Source organism: Pontibacillus salipaludis (assembly GCF_014642405.1).
GTDB classification, from domain to species: domain Bacteria; phylum Bacillota; class Bacilli; order Bacillales; family BH030062; genus Pontibacillus; species Pontibacillus salipaludis.
The window spans coordinates 35763-58647 of the sequence record NZ_BMIN01000002.1; the positions used below are offsets into that span (position 1 = coordinate 35763).

Sequence of the window (22885 nt, forward strand, 5' to 3'; positions counted from 1 at the left end):
TACCTATACCACCACAAGTACTCACAAAACATAAAAAATACCCTCCACCGCTTTAACGCAATGAAGGGTGTCTGGCACGCTTCTTTGCTTTAGAGCAGTGCAGGGTGTCTGGCACGCTTCTTTGCTTTAGAGCAGTGCAGGGTGTCTGGCACGCTGTGGGGCTTTATTGTACTAAAGAAGCGCGCGTTTTATAGGATGAGTTGGAGTCCGAATGCGCAGAGGATGCTGCCTCCGAACATTTCGGAGTATTTGCCGAGGAGGCCTTGGACTTTTTTACCTAATAAAAGTCCACCCCATGTCAGTACGGTGCTTGCGAGACCGAATAGAATTAACGTAACGAGGGTTCTAGCCCCGGACATACCAAGGCTTAGCCCTACTGAGAAGCTGTCTAAACTAACGCTTAGGGAAAATATAATGAGGCCAAAGCCTACAGGTGTGAAGGCAGGCGTTTCGTCTTTTTTGAAGGACGAATAAAACATCTGAGCCCCTAGTACGAGAAGCAAAACGCCACCTGCCACCGTGGCTACTGAACCTAGTTGAGCAGATAAAAATCGCCCGAGCACCATGCCACCAAAAGGCATAATTACGTGAAAGATACCTACTGTGAGTCCAATGGTACCTATTTTACGAAGGCGAAGTGGGATCATCCCCATACCAAGTCCTATTGAAAAAGCATCCATGCCTAGTGCGATCGCCATCATGGCAAGGGTGACGATTTCTCCAATGATCGTTACCGAATCCATATAAAAACTCCCCCTCGGGACATGCTAGTTCAGCATATGCGAAAGAGGAGGAGTTTAGAAGAATCTATTTATCTTGAGTAATGACTTGTGTCGCAGCTTTCTTCAACCGGTTCATGACCGCATAGCCCATTCCGTGTTCCGGAAAACTCTCACATAGTATGACATCGATCGTATCTGTTGAGAACGAACGAAGCGCGCTATATAAGTGGACGGCGACTTCATTTAAATGGGCACGTGAGCCACAGACCTGAACTTCATCGGCTTGAATCTGTTCTGCATGTTCCTGACTAACAATCACGCCCACACGCTTATCGTTTTGCTGAAGTTGTTCGATCTGACGCTGCAGAAATGCAAGGTCGCCTTCGACTAGCCACAGAGGAGCTTCTGGAGCATAGTGGGTATATTTCATTCCTGGTGACTTCGGCTTTTCCTCTTGATTGACTAAGGCTGGATCAAAATCCGTCGGCCCTACGACTTCCTCAAGATCCTCTTTTGTAATTCCGCCTGGTCTTAAAATGACCGGCCGAGCACCTGTACAGTCCACAACTGTTGACTCAACGCCAACACCTGTAGGGCCACCATCTACAATTCCAGCTACACGACCATTTAAATCTTTATAAACGTGCTCAGCTGAAGTTGGACTCGGACGACCTGATCGGTTTGCACTCGGAGCCGCAAGAGGCAGGCGACATGCTTGTAGCAAAGCTCGCGCTACAGGGTGATCCGGAATACGCACCCCAACTGAGGGTAATCCAGCCGTTACATTAGAGGCACAAGAACCGTTACTTTCCAAAATAAGAGTCAACGGACCGGGCGTGAAAGCATCGATTAACTTGTGAGCCATTTGCGGAATATGGGTTACGACTTCTTCAATCTGGTCTTTATCAGCCACATGAACAATAAGAGGATTGTCCGCTGGACGGCCTTTAGCAGCGAAAATTCCTTGCACCGCTTGTTCGTTCAGCGCATTTGCACCAAGTCCATAAACGGTCTCAGTCGGAAAGGCTACCGCTTGATTATCTTCTAGGAGAGCCGCTGCTTCTTCTATTTGTATTGAATCGACGTTACTCGGGTCGATTGTCCAAAATTTCGTTTCGGTTGTACTCAATTGTCGAGCATCCTTTCTTGTTTGCCAACATTATTCTCTTATTATGAGCTTTCTTATCCCTTTTCCGCAAGTCTTCTACACATTCTTATGAGTAAGATCCAGATTAAACGGGTAGAGTGTAATTGTGAAGCAAACAAATGTATGGAGGGATTATTCATGAAAGTACTTTATACAGCAGAAGCAACAGCAAAAGGCGGCCGCGAAGGTTCGGTCTCCACGTCAGATAACAAAGTTGAACATAACTTGTCTACGCCTGAAGGTCTTGGCGGGCCAGGTGGCGAAGGTACGAACCCTGAGCAACTATTTGCTAGTGGTTATTCCGCATGCTTCGATGGTGCGTTAAACCTTGTTGCGGACCAGTCTGGTGAAGATATTGAATCCAAGGTAACGGCTAAAGTTGACATTGGTAAAGGCAATGACGGCTTAGGTCTTGGCGTGCAAATCTACGTTGAGATTAGCGGTGTGGATCAAGCGAAAGCTGAAGAGCTTGTGAATAAAGCACACGATGTATGCCCTTATTCAAAAGCGACACGCGGTAATATTGAAGTATCTCTAGAAACGAAGGCTGTGTAAAGCAGGCTTAATCGAACGCAGGAAGAGGCTATCCTTTTTGGATAGCCTCTTTTTATATAGCAAATGTGAATAAAAGGGGGGTTCATCCACATGTTTGCACAAGTTATTAACAGTCTTTATCCACAAGTGTGAATAACTATACAGCTTTTGATGTATAACACCACCAGTTCCCTGTTTGGACTGGTCGATCTTCATCTTTTACGGGGACGTCGGATGAGTCGATCTGTTGGTATTGATACGTTTCAAGTAAAGGCTCGAGCGTCCTTTGGTGACTAAACACATAGAGTTTATCAAGCCCTTGTTCTTCTACATGCTGCTGGAGCACTTCAAAAAGCGTCAGGACCAGTTCTGGTCGTACACCAGATTGAAAATAGAGTGATCGCAGCCAAATTGAGCCTTCTTCAACAGGAACAAGCGCTACAAACCCTTGTTGTTCTCCATTCAACGTTACGATGTGGCCGTGTTCCATCAGTCTTTCCCGATCGGTAAGTTCCTCCATTTTATCCCCAAAGAAGTCTTCCATTGTGGATGGTTCATAATCTTTTATATGAGTTAATTCAATCATTTCCATTCCCTCCCTAGCGTTCTTATTACCATCTATATGAGGTACTAGAGAGGATATGATAGATTTCTATAAAAAGTTGAACCATTCAGACAAGAAGAACTTTACTTCCACTTCTTCTCGCTCAGCCTTTGCATTTGATTCTACCTCTGTTTCTTCGATTTCTTCTGAATCACTAGACTCTTCAGATTGGACTGGTTCCTGTGACTGCTCAGGTTGGTCTGTTGTCTCAGCAGCTACCGAGGTGCCATTGTTAAAATCAAGGAAGCAAAGTGGCGGGAATAGAACACACCACCAGTTGGCGCCATCTCCTTTTCCAAGTGAGATGAGAATAGCTTCATACTCACCAGCAGGGTATAGATAAGTCCCGTATAATTTAGCTGGGAACTTGACTTGTTTTCCATAATCCACAGTATAGGTTTGATGAATGCTCTCTTCTTTCAACACGTTATCCACAATGTCTTCTAATTCACCTAATCGACTTTGGATTAGCTCACGAGCTGCTTCAATAGACGTTAACTCTTCTACCCATACGGTAATTTCAGCGTTCACAGCATCTCGTACTTTTCGCTTAATGGCCTGATCTTTATCCCCATCACTATTTGCTAGAATGCGTAAACGAATCGCTTGATCTGGAATAACTTGAATATCCGTACCACGGTCTGGCGCTTCATTATATCCTTCAAGCGTGTAAGGAAATAAAACTGCACCAAGCACCACCAACAACACAACGCCAATTGCCTTCTTCACGTTCACCTTCTTCAACATATTCATATCCCCCGTCCCCTTTTTGTTTTGCTTCGTCCTTTTCTCTTACAAACAGTATGAACACCCAAACCAAACCCTATACACACAAATCTACTAAAAAATAAAACTATTACTTTAGTAAACTGAAGGGTGCCAGACACGCTTTCACGCTGTGCTGTGGCGAAGGGTGCCTGGCACGCTTTTGTGCTTTAAAGCGAAGGGGAGAGATAGAAAAAGCCTGGCTTGTTTAGAGCCAGGCTAGGATAATTCGGTCTTTTTGATTGATGTCTTGTAGGACGCTGACTGTTGCATCAGGGAAGGTTTCTGTAATGATAGTCGATACGGCTTCTCCTTGGTTATGGCCGATTTCGAAAGCTAGGAGAGCTTCTTCTGCTTTCACGCGAGGCACTTGACTCACAATGGTGCGATAAGCGGCTAAACCGTTATCTTCTGCGAACAGCGCTAATTCAGGATCGTGATTGATGACGACATCTGATAGCGATGAGCGATCTGATTCTGGAATGTAAGGAGGATTAGACACAATCACATCCATTTTCTCCCCAGCTTCCATAATCGGTTCAAGGAAGCTCCCTTCATAGAAGCAGATGTCAGCTTTATGGGTTGCCGCGTTTTGCTTTGCAACGTGTAACGCTTCAGAGGACAGATCCACAGCTCGCATCTCTACATCTGTTAGCTCTAACGCTAGTGTAATGGCGATAATCCCACTGCCTGTTCCTACGTCCACCATATTCAATTTGCGCTCGAGCCAAGCTTTCTTTTTCAAATGCTCGGTAACGGCGACAATGAGTTCTTCTGTTTCAGGTCGTGGGATTAAGACGTGTTGGTTCACTATAAACTCACGACCGTAAAACTCCTCATGTCCAATCAAATGCTGAACAGGAACGCCTTCTTCAGCATGGGTATGGATATCTCGCTGAAACTTAGTGAAGATCTCTTCGTCTACTTCATCTCTGCCGTTAGCTAAAAGCTGAGCGCGACCGCACTGCAAATGGTGCATCAGTAACAAGTCTGCTACATTTGTTTCTCGATTGTATTCCGTTAAAAAAGAGGAAGCCCATCGACGGGCTTCCCAAATTGTGTGTTTCGCCATTTTATTCTCCGATAGAAGCAAGCGCTTTTGTCTGTTCTTCTAAAATAAGCGCTTCTGTGATCTCATTTAAGTTTCCTTCTAGAATCTTATCAAGCTTCTGAATCGTTAAACCGATGCGGTGGTCCGTCACGCGGTTTTGTGGGAAGTTGTACGTACGAATACGCTCTGAGCGGTCACCAGAACCAACTGCAGATTTACGGTTTTCATCGTATTTCGCTTGCTCTTCCTGTTGGAACTTCTCATAAATACGGGCACGCAAAATCTTCATCGCTTTCTCTTTGTTCTTAATCTGGGATTTTTCATCCTGACAAGAAGCGACAATACCAGTTGGTTCGTGCGTTAGACGAACAGCAGACATTGTGGTGTTTACACTCTGTCCTCCTGGTCCACTTGATGCGAACGTATCAACGCGGATTTCTTTTTCATTGATATCCACTTCTACTTCTTCTGCTTCTGGCAAGCAGGCAACGGTCGCTGTAGACGTGTGAATACGACCACCAGACTCCGTCTGAGGAACACGTTGTACACGGTGTGCACCGTTCTCAAATTTAAGCTTCGAGAATGCACCACTACCGTTGATCATGAAGATAATCTCTTTATAACCGCCTACTTCACTTTCGTGCGCTTCAATGACTTCTGTCTTCCATCCATGTGCTTCTGCATAACGAGAGTACATGCGGTATAAGTCACCAGCAAATAAAGCGGCTTCGTCTCCACCTGCAGCACCGCGGACTTCCATGATAACGTTTTTCTCGTCATTTGGATCCTTAGGAATAAGAAGGATTTTCAGGCGCTCTTCCATCTTTTCTTTCTCCTCGGAGAGCTCAGAGATCTCTTCTTTCGTCATTTCTTTCATTTCTTCATCAAGATCTTCTTCTAACATGGCTTTAGCTTCATCAAGCTGTTCTGAAGTATCTTTGTATTCACGGTAAACTTGAACCGTTTCTTCAAGTCCCGCTTGCTCTTTCGAGTATTCACGTAGTTTGTTTGAATCACTCACGATTTCCGGGTCGCTAAGCAATTCATTTAGTTTTTCATACCGATCTTCTAAGGTTTGAAGTCTTTCTAACACTTGCATCCACCTCTTTTTTGTCCATAACATTCTAATTATAGTATAGGCGATAATGGGAGTCAAAAGAAGTCATAAACGCACATTTTTTTAATCCCTGCCCATCAAGCCCATCTAACTATGTAAAAAGATCAGCTATAAAACAGCTGACCTTCGTAATTCGCTTTATTACTATAAAGTACTAAATGGTGTCTGGCACCCTTTAGACTGTTAAAGTTAATCGACGATCTTGACGCGAATGTTGTAACGAGGGAGTGCACGTTGAATGGCGGTTTTGATCTTCTTAGCTTTCACCATTCTTTCATCGTTGCTCTTGATTTCCTCTTCTACTGTCACTCGAACGCGCACAACATCTTTATTGAATGTAACACGCCTGACCGTTACGCCTTCTAGCGTATCGACTGCTTCAAACACTTTTTCTTTATCTTTCTTTAGTCCCCAAGTTTCGCCTACTTGGTTGATCTGCATTGGATTATCGGATTGTAAATTACGGGAGCGTTTTGGTTCGTGTTCCATTAATGAATCCGTATTCTTTGCGAAAAACTGCACATCACGCACTTCATCTGTTCCTTGTGGGTTTGAGGCGCAAGCACTTAACAACGTCACTGCGGCTAAACCTACTGACACTAAAGCTGCTCTCATGGAGAAACCTCCTTCTCGGCTTGTTTCTTTTAGCTTCTCCTTAAGCAGTCGGACTATGATACATCTCACTAGGTAAATCGAGGAAGAAAAGGGAACTGTTCTTTACTAACGCAGTAAAGGGTGCCAGACACCCTGCATTGCTCTACTGCACGAAAGCGTGCCAGACACCCTGCACCGCTCTACTGCACGAAAAGGGGTCTGGCACGCTGGGTGGCTTTATAGCGCTAAAGGTAAAAAAGCCCTTTCCCGCGGTGCGGGAAAGGGCTTTTGGTTATGATTTTTGGGTTTGGGTCGCTTTTACGACGTGGCTGGGTTTGTTGGGTACTTCATGGTGATGACGGCAACGAGGTTCATATGATTCAGAAGCTCCGACTAGAATAATCGGTTCGTCATATGAAGCTGGGCGTCCATCAATTAAGCGCTGCGTCCGAGTCGCTGGGGAGCCACATACAGGGCAGATCGCTGATAATTTTGTAACGGATTCACTGACAGCCATAAAGGTTGGCATACATCCAAACGGTTCTCCACGAAAATCTAGATCCAAACCGGCTACGATGACGCGATGGCCTCGATCAGCAAGGGTTTGGGCAACCTCAACTACATGCTCATCAAAGAACTGCACTTCATCAATACCTACAACATCTACATTTTCATCCACAACATCAAGAATATCCGTTGAATGTTCCAGTGGTCGAGCTAAGACAGACGTTCCATTGTGAGATACGATGGAATCCTCTGCATAACGGTTATCAATCGCTGGTTTAAATACTTTTACGGAAAGGTTTCCGTATGTAGCACGGCGGACGCGGCGGATTAGCTCTTCTGATTTCCCAGAAAACATACTCCCACAAATCACTTCAATCCACCCGCTGTGTTTCATCACATGCACAAGCCGGTCTCTCCCTTCTCTTCCTCGTTCCTTTTTCTTATCATGTACCACTTTCGTGAGTACTATCAAAACTCTATTTCAAAAGGGAAATCACCTATAATTTAGGTGATTTTTACCCCCTGTAGCTATTCATGGCATAAAAAAACAGGCAAAAGGTTAGACAATTTGCCTGTTTTTTATCTCCAAAAACTAAGCGACGAATCGCAACTTAGCCAAGGTTGTATTTTTTCTTAAAGCGATCTACACGGCCACCAGCTTTGTCAGCTTTTTGCTTACCTGTGTAGAATGGGTGTGAAGCTGAGCTAATTTCCACACGGACTAGTGGGTAAGTGTTGCCATCTTCCCATTCAACTGTTTCATCGGAATGTAACGTTGAACCCGTTAGGAATTTGTAGTCAGAGCTCGTATCTAAGAATACGACCTTACGGTAATTCGGATGAATTCCTTCCTTCATGCTTTTCCACTCCTTTTTGCCCTGAGTCCTTTGGAAACAGAGTTATTCCAAGAGCTTTTAATTGGCTGGATCGACCCAGCCGAACTTAAACTCACATAAAAAGATTATAACAGTAGCCCTTCCTAAATGCAACAGCCATTCAAAGACTTAAAAGGACCTGTTTTTTTTCGTAATTGAGGCTAAAAAATCCTTGCTATGAACGACGTGAACTTGTCTTCCCTTTCATTTCTTCATCCATGAGTTGGAAAAATTCGTCGTTATTCTTAGAAGATTTTAAGCGACGTAAGAAACGGTCAACGAAGTCGTGTTGGTCGCCCATCGTTTTCCGGATTGCCCATATCTTCTCAAGGTGCGATTTAGGCAATAGCAATTCTTCTTTACGAGTACCTGAACGTTTGATGTCGATCGCAGGGAAGATGCGGCGCTCTGCAAGAGAACGATCCAAGTGAAGTTCCATATTCCCGGTACCTTTGAATTCTTCGTAAATAACATCATCCATACGAGATCCTGTGTCGACAAGGGCTGTCGCAAGTATCGTTAAACTACCGCCCTCTTCAATGTTACGAGCCGCACCGAAGAAACGTTTCGGACGGTGGAATGCAGCAGGGTCGATACCACCAGAAAGCGTACGACCGCTTGGCGGGATAACCAGGTTATACGCACGAGCGAGACGCGTGATACTATCCATCAGGATAATAACGTCTTTCTTGTGTTCTACAAGGCGCATCGCACGCTCTAATACAAGCTCCGATACTTTGATATGGTTTTCTGGCACTTCGTCGAACGTTGAACTAACAACATCCACATCAGGTTGCACAGAACGCTCAATATCGGTTACTTCTTCAGGGCGCTCATCCACTAGAAGAATAATCAATTTGGAATCAGGATGATTTTTAGAAATGCTGTTTGCAATTTGCTTTAAAAGCATTGTCTTACCGGCTTTTGGTGGTGCTACCACAAGACCACGTTGCCCAAAACCAACCGGTGTCATTAGATCAATGATTCTAGTTGATAGCTTTTTGGTCTCAGTTTCAAGTCCCATCATGCGATCAGGATATAAAGGCGTTAGAGCCGGGAAGTGTACACGCTCTTTTGCTGAATCCGGGTCTTCCCCATTCACCGCATCAACGTGAAGAAGGCCATAGTATCGTTCATTTTCCTTTGGTGGACGTACTTTACCAGATACTTTATCGCCATTTCTAAGGTCAAAGCGACGGATTTGTGACGCTGAAATATAAATATCTTCTGCACTTGGAGAATAGTTAATTGGACGTAAGAAACCAAAGCCTTCAGAAGGAATAATTTCTAAAATTCCGTCCATGAATAGGAAGCCATCTTTTTCAGCTTGCGCCTTTAAGATCGCAAAGATTAATTCTCGTTTCGTTAGCTTCGCATAATAAGAGACTTTGTATTCACGTGCTAAGGAGTATAATTCCTTAAGATTCAATGTCTCTAGATGCGAAATGGATAGTGAAACGGACACAATATCACCACACCTATGTTTATTTATTTTTATAATCTATGAAAGGAAACAGTTCGAATATAGCTTCTGTAATGGGTAATAAATGGATCTTTTAATTGAAGGAAGTCTTTAGAAGCTAGAATAGAAGTTTGCCAACGGGGTTTAAAAAACGAATATATTTATGGATGCTTTTTAAACAACTATCATTTTAACCCTAATCCATCTGTTTATTCAACTCTAGATTAAAAAAAATGACTGCACCCTTTTTAAAGCTAAGATGATCTCGGTGAAAGAGGATCTAAAGAAAGGTTCATGAATAGGTAAGCGACTACTCATACATGATGAAGCAGTCGCTTATTCTATCCTCATTTACTGGTTTGATTTATGGCTTAATCACTAGATTTGGTTTCTTCTTCAGAGAATGATCACCGTCAATAAAGCGAACCGTTCCAGACTTCGCTCGCATAACAATCGTTTGAGTTGTTGCGTGCACACCTTTGAACTGTACACCTCTAAGCAACTCCCCATCCGTTACGCCTGTTGCGGCGAATATGGCATCGTCTCCTCCACAAAAGTCATCCATATGTAACACTTTATGAATATCATCGATGCCCATCTTCATACAACGCTCTTCTTGTTCTGCGTTCTCCGGGAGTAATTTCCCTTGTATTTCTCCACCTAAACATTTTAGAGCGGCTGCTGCTAAAACGCCTTCAGGTGCTCCTCCGCTTCCGAACAAAATATCAACGCCTGTATGATCGAATGCCGTATTGATCGCAGCGGCTACGTCCCCATCTGATATAAGCTTGATGCGCGCGCCAGCTTGCCTAATCTCTTCAATCAGACCTTCATGTCGCTTACGATTTAGCACAATCGCTACAACATCTTCGACATCTTTGTTCTTTGCTTTTGCGACAGCTTTCAAATTCTCTTCTACGGAAGCATTAATATCCACTGACCCCACTGCTTCCGGCCCTACGGCTAGCTTTTCCATATACATATCTGGTGCGTGAAGAAGTTTACTATGATCAGCAACAGCGAGAACAGATAGAGCGTTCCACGTTCCTTGAGCAACAATGTTCGTTCCTTCTAAAGGATCGACCGCTACATCAACACGTGGTCCGTATCCATTTCCGAGTTTTTCTCCAATGTAAAGCATCGGAGCCTCGTCCATTTCCCCTTCGCCGATTACGACAGTACCTTTCATGGGAATCGTGTCGAAAACGTCACGCATGGCACTTGTAGCAGCGTCATCCGCTTCGTCTTTCTTTCCTCTTCCCATCCAGCGAGCTGATGCTAGTGCAGCAGCCTCCGTTACGCGTACTAACTCCATTGTTAAACTTCTTTCCATGGTAATTCCTCCCCTTGAATGTAAACGTGAGCGGCGAAGAAGCTCCCTCCCACAAGAGCTCCTCCTTCACGTTTATGCGATGCTTATTTCCCACATCTCCATGGAACACACTTTATGAATTTTGAAATTGTTCGATTTCGGCCTCAGTCATTTTTTCACGCCAGATCACAGCGCCAAGATCAGATAGCTTCTCAACTAAATTCTCATAACCTCGGTCAATGTGCTCAAGACCTGTAATTTCTGTTACGCCGTTCGCCATTAAACCAGCTGCGACTAGAGCAGCGCCTGCTCGTAAGTCACTAGCTTTTACCTTTGCCCCTTGAAGAGTAATCGGTCCATTCACAATGGCCGAACTCCCTTCGACTTTGATGTCTGCGTTCATACGTCGCAGTTCATCAATGTGTTTAAATCGTGCTTGATAAATCGTATCGGTTACAACGCCTGTCCCAGTTGCCTGTGTTAAAAGAGACGTAAACGGCTGCTGAAGATCCGTCGGAAAACCAGGATAGACAAGCGTCTTAATATCCACACTTTTGAGAGGGTTTGAACGCCTGACAAGTAGCTGGTCATCACGTGTTTCAACCACTATGCCCATTTCTCTTAACTTCGCAATCAAGGACTCTAAGTGAAGCGGTATGACATTATCAATAATGACTTCTTCACCTTTAGCAGCAGCCATAATTGTGTAAGTACCTGCTTCAATTCTGTCCGGAATAATCGTATGTTGGCACCCATTTAAATGGTCCACGCCTTCAATACGAATAACGTCTGTACCTGCGCCTTTAATCTTTGCACCCATACTCGTTAAAAGGGTTGCGACGTCTATAATTTCCGGCTCTTTTGCCGCGTTCTCAATAACAGTTCGTCCTTTTGCCTTTACAGCAGCAAGCATGATGTTTATGGTAGCTCCTACACTAACCACGTCGAGGTAAATGCGTGCTCCACGTAATTCCTCTGCTCTCAGGTAAATGGCACCCTGCTCGTTTGTCACTTGAGCTCCAAGGGCTTCAAATCCTTTAATGTGCTGATCAATTGGACGAGGGCCTAAGTGACATCCCCCAGGTAAACCGATAACGGCTTTCTTAAAGCGACCTAGCATCGCCCCCATAAAGTAGTAAGAAGCACGAAGCTTCTTTACTCGTCCGTTTGGCAGGGGCATAGAGATCATGTCTGAAGGATCGATATAGATATCTTGGCCACGCTTAGAAACGCGTCCTCCGATTTCTTGCAGCAAGTGGCTTAGAGTGTCAACATCAGATATATTCGGTAACCCCTCAATGGTAACAGGCGATTCAGCTAGTATAGCGGCAGGTAATAAAGCTACTGCACTATTTTTTGCACCACTGACACGTACCTGACCCTTGAGCGAGTGACCTCCTTCAACAAGTAATTTTTCCATGACGGACTCCCTTCTTTCAGTAAAGCCTAATTTTTAATAGGCTTATTTTGCACAATATTTCCAAGTTCATGCACGATTTATTTATTCCAATCGTTATTGAACTTTTCAATACCTTGATCAGTTAATGGATGTTTCACTAACTGATTAATGACTTTCAATGGAATGGTGGCAATATGAGCCCCATGTAAAGCGGCTTCTGTTACGTGCATTGGATGACGGACAGAGGCAGCGATAATTTCTGAATCAATGCTGTGGCGGTCGAAGATCTCTGCGATTTGCGCGATTAAGTCCATGCCGTTTTGGCCAATATCATCTAAGCGACCTAAGAATGGTGATACGTATGTGGCACCCGCACGCGCAGCTAAAAGCGCTTGGTTGGCATTAAAGATCAGTGTAACGTTCGTTTTGACGCCCTTTTCAGATAATTTTTTAACAGCTTTTAGTCCTTCAAGCGTCATTGGAACCTTAATAGTAATATTCTTTGCGATCTTTACTAATTCCTCTGCCTCGCGCAACATTCCTTCTGCATCTTCAGCCATTACTTCCGCGCTAACAGAACCTTCTACTTCATCTGTAATTTCTTTTAAACGGTCATGAAACGATACGTTTTTCTCTTTCGCAACTAGTGAAGGGTTTGTTGTAACTCCTGCTAGGATTCCTAATGCGTTTGCCTCACGGATTTCGTCAATGTTTGCTGTATCAATAAAAAATTTCATGTCGATTTCCTCCCCTAATGATGTGCATTGTTTTTTCCCTGTCCACGCGCCATTTCGTGAACAGCATCTTTCATTTAGCTCTAATGAACTAGTACTTTCGATCAGTAAAACGTTTTCATTGTATATAAAAGGAAACCGCCGATTTCACGGCGGTTACTCTTTTGTTTACTATGCCTTCTGAGAAGAACCGAATTCGCGCATTTTGCCGATTACAGTTGCTTTAATCGCATCGCGACCAGGGCCCATGTATTTACGAGGGTCGTAAAGGTCTGGCTTTTCAGCAAGAACTTCGCGAATCGCTTTACCTTGGGATACTTGGTTCTCAGTGTTTACGTTAATTTTTGCAGTACCGAAGGAGATTGCTTTTTTGATGTCATCAGTTGGGATTCCAGTACCACCGTGAAGAACTAGAGGCTTGTCTACAAGACCCATGATTTCTTCCATACGGTCGAAGCCTAGGTTTGGTTCGCCTTTGTAAGGGCCGTGAACAGAACCTAGTGCTGGAGCGAATACGTCAACGTTTGTTTCGTCAACAAGTTTCTTACACTCAGATGGAATTGCGTATGCTGCTTCAGCATCGTCAACGATGATATCGTCTTCTTGACCACCAACACGGCCAAGTTCTGCTTCAACAGATACTCCGTGAATGTGAGCTAATTCAACAACTTTTTTCGTAACAGCGATGTTTTCTTCTAAAGGATCATGAGAAGCATCGATCATTACAGATGTGAAACCAGCGTGGATTGCTTCCGCACACTTTTCGAAGCTAGAACCGTGGTCTAAGTGAATCGCAACTGGAACTGTTGTACCGTAAGATTCCATAAGTGCTTCTACCATTGATACAACAACTTTGAAGCCACCCATGTAACGTGCTGCGCCTTCAGATACACCTAAGATTACTGGAGATTTCTCTTCTTCAGCAGCCTGAAGAATCGCTTGAGCGTACTCCAAGTTGTTTAGGTTAAATTGGCCAACACCATAACGGTTTTCTTTAGCCGTTTCTAACATTTCTTTCATTGATACTAGCGGCATGGACTAGTCCTCCTTTATATACTTTCACAGAATCTCATCGTATAGTGTTTACACCCATACACGTTCCGATTCTCTGATATAGGAATTTAACACCTTTTCCATGTATAGCATACCAAGTCCGTACCACTGGTGCAACAACACAATCAAACGTTAGCGCTTACATTTAAAAATTTCCCGCCAGCCCTGTTTTATCGCAAAATATTCAAAATAATCTCTCTAATTTCTTGTACATTAAAAGGCTTTCCAACAACTGATTTCACAAGAGCATGAGAGTGAGCTCCCTGCAGATCGTCCTCCGCTAAACCGCTCATAAGAATTGCAGGAACTTGATAGTCTTCTGACTGCAATTCATTTAATACTTCGAGACCATCTTTAATCGGTAATTTATAGTCCAGTAGCATAAGGTCTGGGTGTTGTTCTTTGACGAAATCGATCGCTTCTTGCCCAGTTTTAGCTTCCGTTACGTTATAGTCTAGTGTTTTAATGACTTCTTTTAATAGCATGCGTATTCCAGGTTGGTCATCAACCACTAATACGGTCTTCGTCATAGTTCCCCTCCATCCGAGTAATTAATCCTTTTTTTTTTTTATGTATGGCCTCTACGTTATGTAAATTCTCCTATAAGATCGTTAATTCCTGCCTCTTTTCTAGAAAACCCTTATATTCCCTTTACAGCAATTATTTTACCCATGGCGAAAAACTCGATACAATATGAGCGAGTTCAAGCAAAAGGAGGTCATGCCGGTGCTTAAAATGTTAGCGACTCAAATTACCGGCCTTTTCAGAGGTATTCATGAAAAGGAAGAATTTCAAATAGAGGATGTCGCTCGTTCCCTTTCTCAAGCTGTTGTGGGAGATGGAGCGATTTATGTGAAAGGCTTCGGAGAAATGGAAGCAATCGAGTCAGAAGTGCGCTCGGGCCCTGAACCATTACCGAAGCAATACGTGTATGAACCATCTGTTCCGTTAAGTCACTTAGACCGGGTTATTGTTGCTTCTCGATTTGCCGATGATGAAGCGGCTTTATCTTTTATTCAAAGCGTTCAAGAGCAGGGTGCAGAAGTAATCCTTATTGCAGCAGCAACGAAAGAAGGCAACCCAGCTAAAGATCAGGCTGATTTCTTTATCGACACGAAAGCAAACGGGCCACTTCTCCCATTTGAAATGGACCGCGTTGGATTCCCAAGCACCATTGCCATGCTCTACGTTCACCACGCCCTCTTCGTCACCGTCAAAGAAATCACCGACGAATACGACCTCGACTAATAGAGCTTTACCACTGTAAAGCGAGAGTGCGTGCCAGACACCGTTTAGCGCTCTACCGTACTGAAGGGTGTCTGGCACCGTTTAGTGCTTTACCATAGTGCAGGGTGTCTGGCACCGTTTAGTGCTTTACCATAGTGCAGGGTGTCTGGCACGCGTTGGTCTTTTGGCGTGTTAAAGTTAGTGGGGAATAAAAAAGCCTGCCAGGGAACTGGCAGGCTTTTTTGGTATAGTATTTCGTTTATTTCTGACAAGCTCCGATGAAGCCGTGGAATAGGCTTTGTGGGTTTGTCGGGCGTGATTTGAATTCTGGGTGGAACTGAGATGCAACGAACCAAGGGTGGTCTTGAAGTTCAATGATCTCAACAAGGCGGCCGTCTGGGCTTGTCCCTGAGAATAGGAAGCCTTGGTTTTCCATTTCTTCACGATACTGATTGTTAAATTCGTAACGGTGACGGTGACGCTCATAAATCACTTCTTCGCCATATGCTTCTTTCGTACGTGTGCCTGCTGTTAATTTCGCAGGGTATACACCTAGACGAAGCGTTCCGCCCATATCTTCTACGTCCTTCTGTTCAGGAAGAAGGTCAATGATTGGATGAGCCGTTGTTGGGTCAATTTCAGCAGAGTGTGCACCCGTATAACCTAGTACGTTACGGGCAAATTCTACTGTTGCCAGTTGCATACCTAAGCAGATGCCAAGGAATGGTACTTTCTTCTCACGTGCGTAACGAATAGCTTCGATTTTTCCTTCAATGCCACGGTCACCAAAGCCGCCTGGCACTAAAATACCGTCAGCGTGAGAAAGTTTTTCCTCAACGTTTGAAGGTGTCACTTCTTCAGAGTTTACCCAGTCAATTTTAATATCGCTATCAAATGCATAGCCTGCGTGTTTTAGTGCTTCAACAACTGAAATGTATGCATCTGGAAGTTCCACATACTTACCGACTAGCGCAATTGTTGTTTCCGCTTTTAAGTTCTTCACGCGATCTACAAGACCATTCCATTCTGTCATATCCGCTTCACCGCAGTTTAAACCGAAGTGATCACACGTGATTTGGTCAAGACGTTGTTGTTGAAGCATAAGAGGTACGTCGTAAAGTGTCTCTGCGTCCCCTGCTTCAATAACAGAGTTCTCATTAATATCGCAGAATAGTGCAATCTTGTTCTTCATATCCTGGCTGATTGCGCTCTCTGTGCGAAGAACAATCACGTCTGGTTGAATTCCAAGTGAACGCAGTTCTTTTACAGAGTGTTGCGTTGGCTTTGTCTTCATTTCTCCTGCCGCTTTAATGTATGGCACAAGCGTACAGTGTAGGTACATCACGTTTTCTTTCCCAATATCACTCTTGATCTGGCGAATGGCTTCTAAGAACGGAAGAGACTCAATATCCCCTACTGTTCCGCCGATCTCTGTGATGACTACGTCTGCGTTTGTTTCTTTACCAGCACGGAAAACACGCTCTTTAATCTCGTTTGTGATATGAGGAATAACCTGTACCGTTCCTCCTAAGTAATCACCGCGACGCTCTTTCTTGATGACAGTAGAATAGATTTTACCTGTTGTAACGTTGCTGTATTGGCTTAGGTTAATATCAATAAAACGCTCATAGTGACCAAGGTCTAAGTCCGTTTCGGCACCGTCTTCTGTTACGAATACTTCACCGTGTTGATAAGGACTCATCGTCCCTGGGTCTACGTTAATGTATGGGTCAAACTTTTGAATCGTTACCTTCATTCCACGGTTCTTTAATAAACGACCAAGTGATGCTGCTGTAATCCCTTTACCAAGTGAAGAAACAACCCCACCTGTTACAAAGATATATTTCGTTTCTGCCATTTCGTCATCCCTCTTCCTTTATTTAATCCTTAGGAGGTCTTCGATACTTATATGCTACACATTTCATTATCTTTTTATAAAATAGAAAAGCGCTCCCGTTAAATCTAACGGGAGCGCTTATTAATTCCGATCTCTTTTAGAGAGCCCAAATAAAATAATACTGACTCAGGGTAAGAAAGTCAAGAACGCTTATAAATCTTTGTTCTCTTCTTCTTCCTCTTCCTCATCATCATCTTCTTCATCGTCATCATAGAGATTCTTTTCTTCATCATCATCGTAACTTGGATCTGTATCTTCGTCTTCTGCTAAGTCGAAGTCACTATCTAAGCCACTGTTCTCTTCACCGTCTTCGTCAAGGTCAAGTTCTTCGTCATCAAGGTCAAGATCGTCTTCAATCTCATCCTCTTCGATGTCTTCCTCTTCTTCAACAGCAGGAGCTGCTGCTTTTTTCTTCTTAGAAGCGGCTTTCTTTTTCTTCTTAACTGGAGCTTGAATTTCTTCTTCCGCTTGTTCTACAGGGTACCAACGCTTTAGTCCCCACATGTTAGAACCAATTGTAAGGAAACGGCCATCTGTATTTAAATCCGTATAGAATTGTGCAATACGCTCCGTTTTCTCATCTTTGGAAAACCCTTTAATTTCGCCAATTTTATCAAATAGGTCTTGAAAATCCAGCGCTTGCTTTTCGTCAAGTAGGATCTCATGCGCGATTTCTAGCATAGACATTTCAGCAATTTCGTCGTGGCTATAGTTTTTAAAGCTCACGTACAGCACTCCCTTTATATCAAATATTTACTCATCATAACATAATAGTATAAATTCTACGTTGCTCGCTTTCAACCATATCATACATTATAAACAATTGAATATTGTTTATGCTAGAGTTTCGCTGAGTTTTTTCACAATAACCCCGTCATGCCCTTTAACACACTACAGCGCCGCAGGGTGCCAGACACCCTTCAGCTCACTACCACACTACAGCGTGCCTGGCACCCTTCACCCCTCTACCGCACTACAGCGTGTCTGGCACGCTTTACTTCGCTAATGCACGATAGCGTGAGAAAGGGGAACCTCATAGGTTCCCCTTTTTGTTACATGTTGCGGCGGTATTGGCCACCGACTTCGTATAGGGCGTTGGTGATTTGGCCGAGACTTGCGACTCTTACGGTTTTCATGAGCTCTTCAAAGATGTTGCCACCGCTTGCGGCGACTTGTTTCAATTGGTTCAATGCATCCTCTGTATCTCCTTGATGCTTTCCTTGGAATTCTCGTAGAGACGTAATCTGATGCATCTTTTCTTCTTTCTCCGCTCGGGCAAGCTGCATAGAGTTAATGTCATCTTCTGATGATGGGTTCGGATTCAGGTACGTATTCACCCCAACAATCGGTAACTCTCCACTATGTTTCTTCCCTTCATAGTAGAGTGATTCTTCCTGAATCTTACCACGCTGATACTGACGCTCCATCGCGCCAAGCACCCCTCCGCGGTCGTTAATCCGTTCGAACTCTTGCATAACCGCTTCTTCGACTAAGTCCGTTAGCTCTTCCACAACGAATGATCCTTGCAGTGAATTCTCATTCTTCGTCAGACCGAATTCTTTATTAATGATCATCTGAATCGCCATTGCCCGCCGTACCGATTCCTCAGTCGGTGTTGTAATTGCTTCGTCATATGAATTCGTATGAAGCGAGTTACAGTTATCCTGAATGGCGATTAATGCCTGAAGTGTTGTACGAATATCGTTAAAGTCAATCTCTTGCGCGTGCAGAGAGCGCCCTGATGTTTGAATATGATATTTCAGCTTCTGACTTCGTTCATTCGCTCCGTACTTATCCCGCATGACAATAGCCCAGATGCGACGGGCCACTCTGCCTATCACGGTGTATTCCGGATCAAGTCCATTCGAGAAGAAGAATGATAGATTCGGAGCAAACTTGTTAATATCCATGCCACGACTTAAGTAATACTCCACATACGTAAATCCATTAGCCAGCGTAAAGGCAAGCTGCGAAATCGGGTTCGCCCCAGCCTCTGCAATATGGTATCCAGAAATAGAAACAGAATAATAGTTTCGCACCTCATGATCAATAAAGTACTGCTGAATATCCCCCATCATCCGTAAGGCAAATTCTGTCGAGAAGATGCACGTATTCTGTCCCTGGTCTTCTTTTAAAATATCTGCCTGAACAGTTCCGCGAACGACGGATAGCGTCTCTTCCCTGATCCTCTCACGCTCTTCAACGGATGGTTCTCGACCTTCGCGCTCCTTAAACTGCTCAAGCTGCTGGTCAATTGCCGTATTAAAGAACATAGCAAGAATAATTGGAGCAGGTCCGTTAATGGTCATGGACACAGAAGTTGTCGGCTGACATAAATCAAATCCATCATACAGCTTCTTCATATCCTCAAGCGTACAGATTGAAACGCCGCTCTCGCCGACCTTCCCGTAAATATCCGGCCGCTCATCCGGGTCTTCTCCGTACAACGTCACCGAGTCAAACGCTGTACTTAAACGCTTAGCTGGCTCGCCTTCTGATAAGTAGTGGAAGCGTCGATTTGTGCGTTCTGGGGTCCCTTCTCCAGCAAACTGACGAGTCGGGTCTTCTCCTTTACGCTTAAACGGAAACACTCCGGCTGTAAACGGGAATGCGCCTGGTACGTTTTCCTTCAGCATCCACAGTAACCGGTCGCCCCAGTCCTGATAATGAGGGAGCGCAACTTTCGGAACCTTTAATCCTGACAACGTTTCCGTATTTAAATCCATCGTAATTTCTTTATTGCGAACTTTAAACGTCATCTGATCTTGTGCATAACGTTCCTTCGTCTCATCCCAATTTTCTAGCATCTTCTTGAAATCTGGTTCGAGCTTTTTCTCATAGAAGGCTGCCATTTCATCTACTTGTTCCCTTAAGTCTTCATTTTCTAAGACGCTCACGGCACCTTTTAACTGATACCACTTCCTGGCCACTTCACTTTGCTTATGAGCCTGTTCGTGATACCCCCTCACAGACTGCACAATGTCACGTAAGTATTGGCGACGCTCTGGTGGAATAATCAGGTTTTGCTTCTCAACATCTGTCACCCGTTCAAAAGATGTGCTCTCCTGCCAATGATGGGTTTCATTAAGTTTATCAACCACCGCAGCAAACAACGTGTTCGTGCCTGGATCATTAAACTGACTCGCAATCGTCCCATACACCGGAAACGCTGATGGATCCTGGTGGAACAAACCGTGACTTCGCTCATATTGCTTCCGGACCTGCCTTAACGCATCAGCGGATCCTTTTTGTTCAAATTTATTAATGACGATAAAATCAGCAAAATCAATCATATCGATTTTCTCAAGCTGAGACGGCGCACCGAACTCCGCTGTCATCACGTACATGGACAAATCGGTTACATCCGTAATTGCCGCATCACCCTGACCAATGCCGCTTGTTTCAACAATAATCAGGTCAAAACCAGCCACTTTAACCACATCAATCGCTTCTTTAATCGACTTCGACAATTCACTTCTAGAGTCACGTGTTGCAAGTGAGCGCATGTATACTCGATCCGAGAAGATTGCGTTCATGCGTATGCGGTCTCCAAGCAGCGCCCCGCCGGTCTTTTTCTTTGTTGGGTCTACGGAGAGAATCGCTATCTTTTTATCTGGAATCTCATTTAAGAAACGACGAATCAGCTCATCGGTAAGAGAACTCTTTCCTGCTCCTCCTGTACCCGTAATCCCGAGTATCGGCGCCTGTGAAGGTTTTTCTGCTAGCAATTGCTCAACAGCTGAAGCCACTTCCTCATTCGCGTTGTCGGTGTTCTCCACATACGTAATAAACCGGGCGATGGCCTGTGGACTGCCATTTTTTAAACTCGCAAGCCCTTCATCTAATTCAAGCGGTGTGACAAAATCACACTCTTCAAGCATTCTATTAATCATACCTTGGAGTCCATATTGGCGGCCGTCTTCCGGTGAGAAAATCCTGGAAACGCCGTATTCATGAAGTTCTTTAATCTCTCGTGGGATAATAACCCCACCCCCGCCTCCGTAAACGCGGATATGACCGGCACCTTTTTCCTGAAGTAAATCCACCATATATTTAAAATACTCGACGTGACCACCCTGGTATGATGAGATGGCAATCCCTTGCGCATCTTCGTGAATGGCCGCATTTACGACTTCTTCTACTGAACGATTATGTCCGAGATGAATAACCTCAGCCCCGCTTGCCTGAAGGATCCGGCGCATAATATTAATCGACGCGTCGTGACCATCGAACAAACTAGAAGCCGTTACAAAACGAACGGCGTTCTTCGGCTGATAGATTTGTGCTTGTTCCATTTCATTTCCCTCCTACTTAGATAGGCTCTGACAATGATAATCCTTGAAACAAAAAATGCATCTGTCGTTCGGTGTACGATTGCAGGGTAAATTCCTTCTGGAGTACCCAGCGCCTGAATCCCCACATCTGTCCCTGAACGAAGATGTTATTGGCCAAAAGCTTTCGGTCTTTCTCATGAATCGGTTCCGGAAGGCAGTTCTCGATCACACATTCAATCATATGGAGCATGTCACGCTCCTTTTCGAGGACGTAATCTTGTGCATCCTTCGGAAGAGACTTTACTTCCTGATACATCACTACGACCTCATCTTGCATGTCATCCATGAGTTGAAAATAAGATCGGATTGCGCGCTCAAGACTGTCCATCCCTGTTTCGTTCATATCAATGACCGCTTCCATTCGTTCCTTAACATGTTCATAGATGAAGTCACAGACGAGGAACAATACATCTTCCTTCGTGCGGATGTATTCATAAAGCGTTCCGATGCTGAAGCCAGACGCTTTGGCCAGTTCTCGTGTTGTTGTCTTATGAAAGCCTTTCTCTTTAAACAAGGCAACGGCACCTTTGATCATCTGGTCGCGCCGCTTCTTAATCAATCGTTCATCTTTAATGGATGATGGCACCTTTTTCGTCACGAACTCCCCATCCTTCCCCGCTGTTTCTTCCATTCTTCAAGCCAGGCACTTGCCTGTTCATACGGATCGAGATTCTCTTCTTTTAGTTGCTCCTGCTTTCTCTCATCCGACTCAACGAATGTCTGCACGTCTTTCCACAATTCCTCTCGCATAAGGTCATAGACCTCAAGCTCAAGTTGGTTCTTCCGCTTTTGCCTGCCCGCTTCGGTTTCATCTAAATATGCGCGATGCTTTACGAACTCTTGCCAAAGCGTATCAATTCCTTTATTCTCCGTTGAAACCGTCTCAATGATCGGATTCACCCAATCCGTATGTCCTGAGATCATTAACAGTTCTTCAAGCTGCACCTTTAGCTTTCGGACACCAGGAAGATCGGCCTTATTCAATACGAATAGATCCGCGATTTCCATAATGCCTGCTTTAAAAATCTGCAAGACATCCCCACTATTCGGTGTAAGTACAACAGCCGTCGTATCGACCACTTTCATAATATCGAGTTCTGACTGACCCACTCCTACCGTTTCAACGAGGACGACATCGAATCCGTAAGCATCGCAAATCCGGATAGAATCCTTCGTGGCTCTTGATAATCCACCAAGGCTCCCCCGAGTCGCCATACTTCGTATAAAGATACCGGGGTCTGTGAAGTGCTGCTGCATGCGGATCCGATCTCCAAGGAGTGCCCCTCCACTAAACGGACTTGTTGGGTCAACAGCAATCACTGCTACTGTTAACCCCCTATCCCGCAAATGTGTAAGCAGACGATTAACGAGCGAGCTCTTCCCCGCACCAGGTGAGCCGGTAATGCCAATATAATGAGCCTGTTTCTTAATCGAAAATACATCGCTAAGGAGGGCCAATTTGTCAGGATGATTGTTTTCCACCAATGTAATAGCCCTCGCCATCGCTCTGATATCCCCTGCCTGAATGCGTTCAGCTAGCTCGTGCATCGA

22 protein-coding genes are annotated in these 22885 nt (G+C 44.4%); 2 read left to right on the forward strand and 20 right to left on the reverse strand.

Annotation, left to right across the window (positions count from 1 at the left end; translation table 11 throughout):
- Positions 1–188: 188 nt before the first annotated feature.
- Positions 189–743 carry a manganese efflux pump MntP gene (locus IEW76_RS02395; protein WP_188650572.1) on the reverse strand — a complete coding sequence of 185 codons (555 nt, stop codon included), beginning with the start codon at positions 741–743 and terminating at the stop codon, positions 189–191.
- 64 nt (positions 744–807) lie between these two features.
- Entirely contained in the window at positions 808–1851 is a 1044-nt protein-coding gene (locus IEW76_RS02400; protein ID WP_229721097.1) for an L-threonylcarbamoyladenylate synthase, read from the reverse strand.
- A gap of 156 nt (positions 1852–2007) precedes the next feature.
- Between IEW76_RS02400 and IEW76_RS02405 the strand changes: the two genes are divergently transcribed.
- Positions 2008–2424: an organic hydroperoxide resistance protein gene (locus IEW76_RS02405; RefSeq protein WP_188650574.1), complete on the forward strand. Its 417-nt coding sequence runs from the start codon at positions 2008–2010 to the stop codon at positions 2422–2424.
- 136 nt (positions 2425–2560) lie between these two features.
- Here IEW76_RS02405 and IEW76_RS02410 read toward each other — a convergent pair whose 3' ends face one another.
- From IEW76_RS02410 to IEW76_RS02470, 13 genes are all read right to left on the reverse strand, one after another.
- Positions 2561–2989: a GNAT family N-acetyltransferase gene (locus IEW76_RS02410; protein WP_188650576.1), complete on the reverse strand. Its 429-nt coding sequence runs from the start codon at positions 2987–2989 to the stop codon at positions 2561–2563.
- Positions 2990–3055: 66 nt separating this feature from the next.
- The gene (spoIIR, locus tag IEW76_RS02415; RefSeq protein ID WP_229721098.1) at positions 3056–3760 is read right to left on the reverse strand and encodes a stage II sporulation protein R; all 705 of its coding nucleotides are present in this window, start codon (positions 3758–3760) and stop codon (positions 3056–3058) included.
- 220 nt (positions 3761–3980) lie between these two features.
- Positions 3981–4844 (reverse strand): peptide chain release factor N(5)-glutamine methyltransferase, encoded by an 864-nt coding sequence (gene prmC, locus IEW76_RS02420; protein WP_188650578.1) that lies wholly within the window; start codon positions 4842–4844, stop codon positions 3981–3983.
- Between the two features lies 1 nt (position 4845).
- Positions 4846–5916: a peptide chain release factor 1 gene (gene prfA / locus IEW76_RS02425; protein WP_188650580.1), complete on the reverse strand. Its 1071-nt coding sequence runs from the start codon at positions 5914–5916 to the stop codon at positions 4846–4848.
- A 213-nt stretch (positions 5917–6129) separates the two neighbouring features.
- Entirely contained in the window at positions 6130–6555 is a 426-nt protein-coding gene (locus IEW76_RS02430) for a putative periplasmic lipoprotein (RefSeq protein WP_188650582.1), read from the reverse strand.
- A gap of 271 nt (positions 6556–6826) precedes the next feature.
- Positions 6827–7444 (reverse strand): thymidine kinase, encoded by a 618-nt coding sequence (locus IEW76_RS02435; RefSeq protein ID WP_188650584.1) that lies wholly within the window; start codon positions 7442–7444, stop codon positions 6827–6829.
- 208 nt (positions 7445–7652) lie between these two features.
- Complete coding sequence (locus tag IEW76_RS02440) at positions 7653–7898, reverse strand: type B 50S ribosomal protein L31 (RefSeq protein WP_188650586.1); 246 nt, start codon at positions 7896–7898, stop codon at positions 7653–7655.
- A gap of 193 nt (positions 7899–8091) precedes the next feature.
- Positions 8092–9381, reverse strand: a complete 1290-nt coding sequence (gene rho, locus IEW76_RS02445; protein ID WP_188650588.1) for a transcription termination factor Rho — start codon at positions 9379–9381, stop codon at positions 8092–8094.
- A gap of 361 nt (positions 9382–9742) precedes the next feature.
- A complete protein-coding gene (gene glpX / locus IEW76_RS02450) occupies positions 9743–10711 on the reverse strand; it encodes a class II fructose-bisphosphatase (RefSeq protein ID WP_188650590.1) in 969 nt (322 codons plus the stop codon).
- A gap of 112 nt (positions 10712–10823) precedes the next feature.
- A complete protein-coding gene (murA, locus tag IEW76_RS02455) occupies positions 10824–12110 on the reverse strand; it encodes a UDP-N-acetylglucosamine 1-carboxyvinyltransferase (RefSeq protein WP_188650592.1) in 1287 nt (428 codons plus the stop codon).
- Positions 12111–12187: 77 nt separating this feature from the next.
- A complete protein-coding gene (gene fsa / locus IEW76_RS02460; protein WP_188650594.1) occupies positions 12188–12826 on the reverse strand; it encodes a fructose-6-phosphate aldolase in 639 nt (212 codons plus the stop codon).
- Positions 12827–12994: 168 nt separating this feature from the next.
- Positions 12995–13858, reverse strand: coding sequence for a class II fructose-1,6-bisphosphate aldolase (gene fba, locus IEW76_RS02465; protein ID WP_188650596.1), 864 nt, complete (start codon positions 13856–13858; stop codon positions 12995–12997).
- Positions 13859–14046: 188 nt separating this feature from the next.
- Positions 14047–14406, reverse strand: a complete 360-nt coding sequence (locus IEW76_RS02470) for a response regulator (protein WP_188650598.1) — start codon at positions 14404–14406, stop codon at positions 14047–14049.
- 205 nt (positions 14407–14611) lie between these two features.
- Between IEW76_RS02470 and IEW76_RS02475 the strand changes: the two genes are divergently transcribed.
- Entirely contained in the window at positions 14612–15124 is a 513-nt protein-coding gene (locus IEW76_RS02475) for a DUF2529 family protein (protein WP_229721113.1), read from the forward strand.
- Positions 15125–15362: 238 nt separating this feature from the next.
- On the opposite strand, the gene pyrG is transcribed toward IEW76_RS02475, so the two are convergent.
- The 5 genes from pyrG to meaB form a co-directional block, all read right to left on the reverse strand.
- Positions 15363–16961 carry a CTP synthase gene (gene pyrG, locus IEW76_RS02480; protein WP_188650602.1) on the reverse strand — a complete coding sequence of 533 codons (1599 nt, stop codon included), beginning with the start codon at positions 16959–16961 and terminating at the stop codon, positions 15363–15365.
- Between the two features lie 189 nt (positions 16962–17150).
- A complete protein-coding gene (gene rpoE, locus IEW76_RS02485; protein WP_188650604.1) occupies positions 17151–17726 on the reverse strand; it encodes a DNA-directed RNA polymerase subunit delta in 576 nt (191 codons plus the stop codon).
- Positions 17727–18052: 326 nt separating this feature from the next.
- Entirely contained in the window at positions 18053–21295 is a 3243-nt protein-coding gene (icmF, locus tag IEW76_RS02490) for a fused isobutyryl-CoA mutase/GTPase IcmF (protein ID WP_188650606.1), read from the reverse strand.
- Positions 21296–21311: 16 nt separating this feature from the next.
- Complete coding sequence (locus tag IEW76_RS02495) at positions 21312–21932, reverse strand: TetR/AcrR family transcriptional regulator (protein ID WP_036780067.1); 621 nt, start codon at positions 21930–21932, stop codon at positions 21312–21314.
- The gene (gene meaB, locus IEW76_RS02500) at positions 21929–22882 is read right to left on the reverse strand and encodes a methylmalonyl Co-A mutase-associated GTPase MeaB (protein WP_188650610.1); all 954 of its coding nucleotides are present in this window, start codon (positions 22880–22882) and stop codon (positions 21929–21931) included. Before meaB ends, IEW76_RS02495 begins: the two co-directional genes overlap by 4 nt.
- Between the last annotated feature and the right edge of the window lie 3 nt (positions 22883–22885).

Coding starts and splice junctions, on each gene's coding strand:
- fsa (WP_188650594.1), bottom strand. CDS start 12,826: ATGAAATTTTTTATTGATACAGCAAACATTGACGAAATCCGTGAGGCA.
- fba (WP_188650596.1), bottom strand. CDS start 13,858: ATGCCGCTAGTATCAATGAAAGAAATGTTAGAAACGGCTAAAGAAAAC.
- IEW76_RS02395 (WP_188650572.1), bottom strand. CDS start 743: ATGGATTCGGTAACGATCATTGGAGAAATCGTCACCCTTGCCATGATG.
- IEW76_RS02440 (WP_188650586.1), bottom strand. CDS start 7,898: ATGAAGGAAGGAATTCATCCGAATTACCGTAAGGTCGTATTCTTAGAT.
- icmF (WP_188650606.1), bottom strand. CDS start 21,295: ATGGAACAAGCACAAATCTATCAGCCGAAGAACGCCGTTCGTTTTGTA.
- IEW76_RS02470 (WP_188650598.1), bottom strand. CDS start 14,406: ATGACGAAGACCGTATTAGTGGTTGATGACCAACCTGGAATACGCATG.
- spoIIR (WP_229721098.1), bottom strand. CDS start 3,760: ATGAATATGTTGAAGAAGGTGAACGTGAAGAAGGCAATTGGCGTTGTG.
- IEW76_RS02410 (WP_188650576.1), bottom strand. CDS start 2,989: ATGATTGAATTAACTCATATAAAAGATTATGAACCATCCACAATGGAA.
- IEW76_RS02405 (WP_188650574.1), top strand. CDS start 2,008: ATGAAAGTACTTTATACAGCAGAAGCAACAGCAAAAGGCGGCCGCGAA.
- prmC (WP_188650578.1), bottom strand. CDS start 4,844: ATGGCGAAACACACAATTTGGGAAGCCCGTCGATGGGCTTCCTCTTTT.
- glpX (WP_188650590.1), bottom strand. CDS start 10,711: ATGGAAAGAAGTTTAACAATGGAGTTAGTACGCGTAACGGAGGCTGCT.
- IEW76_RS02475 (WP_229721113.1), top strand. CDS start 14,612: ATGTTAGCGACTCAAATTACCGGCCTTTTCAGAGGTATTCATGAAAAG.
- pyrG (WP_188650602.1), bottom strand. CDS start 16,961: ATGGCAGAAACGAAATATATCTTTGTAACAGGTGGGGTTGTTTCTTCA.
- IEW76_RS02430 (WP_188650582.1), bottom strand. CDS start 6,555: ATGAGAGCAGCTTTAGTGTCAGTAGGTTTAGCCGCAGTGACGTTGTTA.
- murA (WP_188650592.1), bottom strand. CDS start 12,110: ATGGAAAAATTACTTGTTGAAGGAGGTCACTCGCTCAAGGGTCAGGTA.
- meaB (WP_188650610.1), bottom strand. CDS start 22,882: ATGCACGAGCTAGCTGAACGCATTCAGGCAGGGGATATCAGAGCGATG.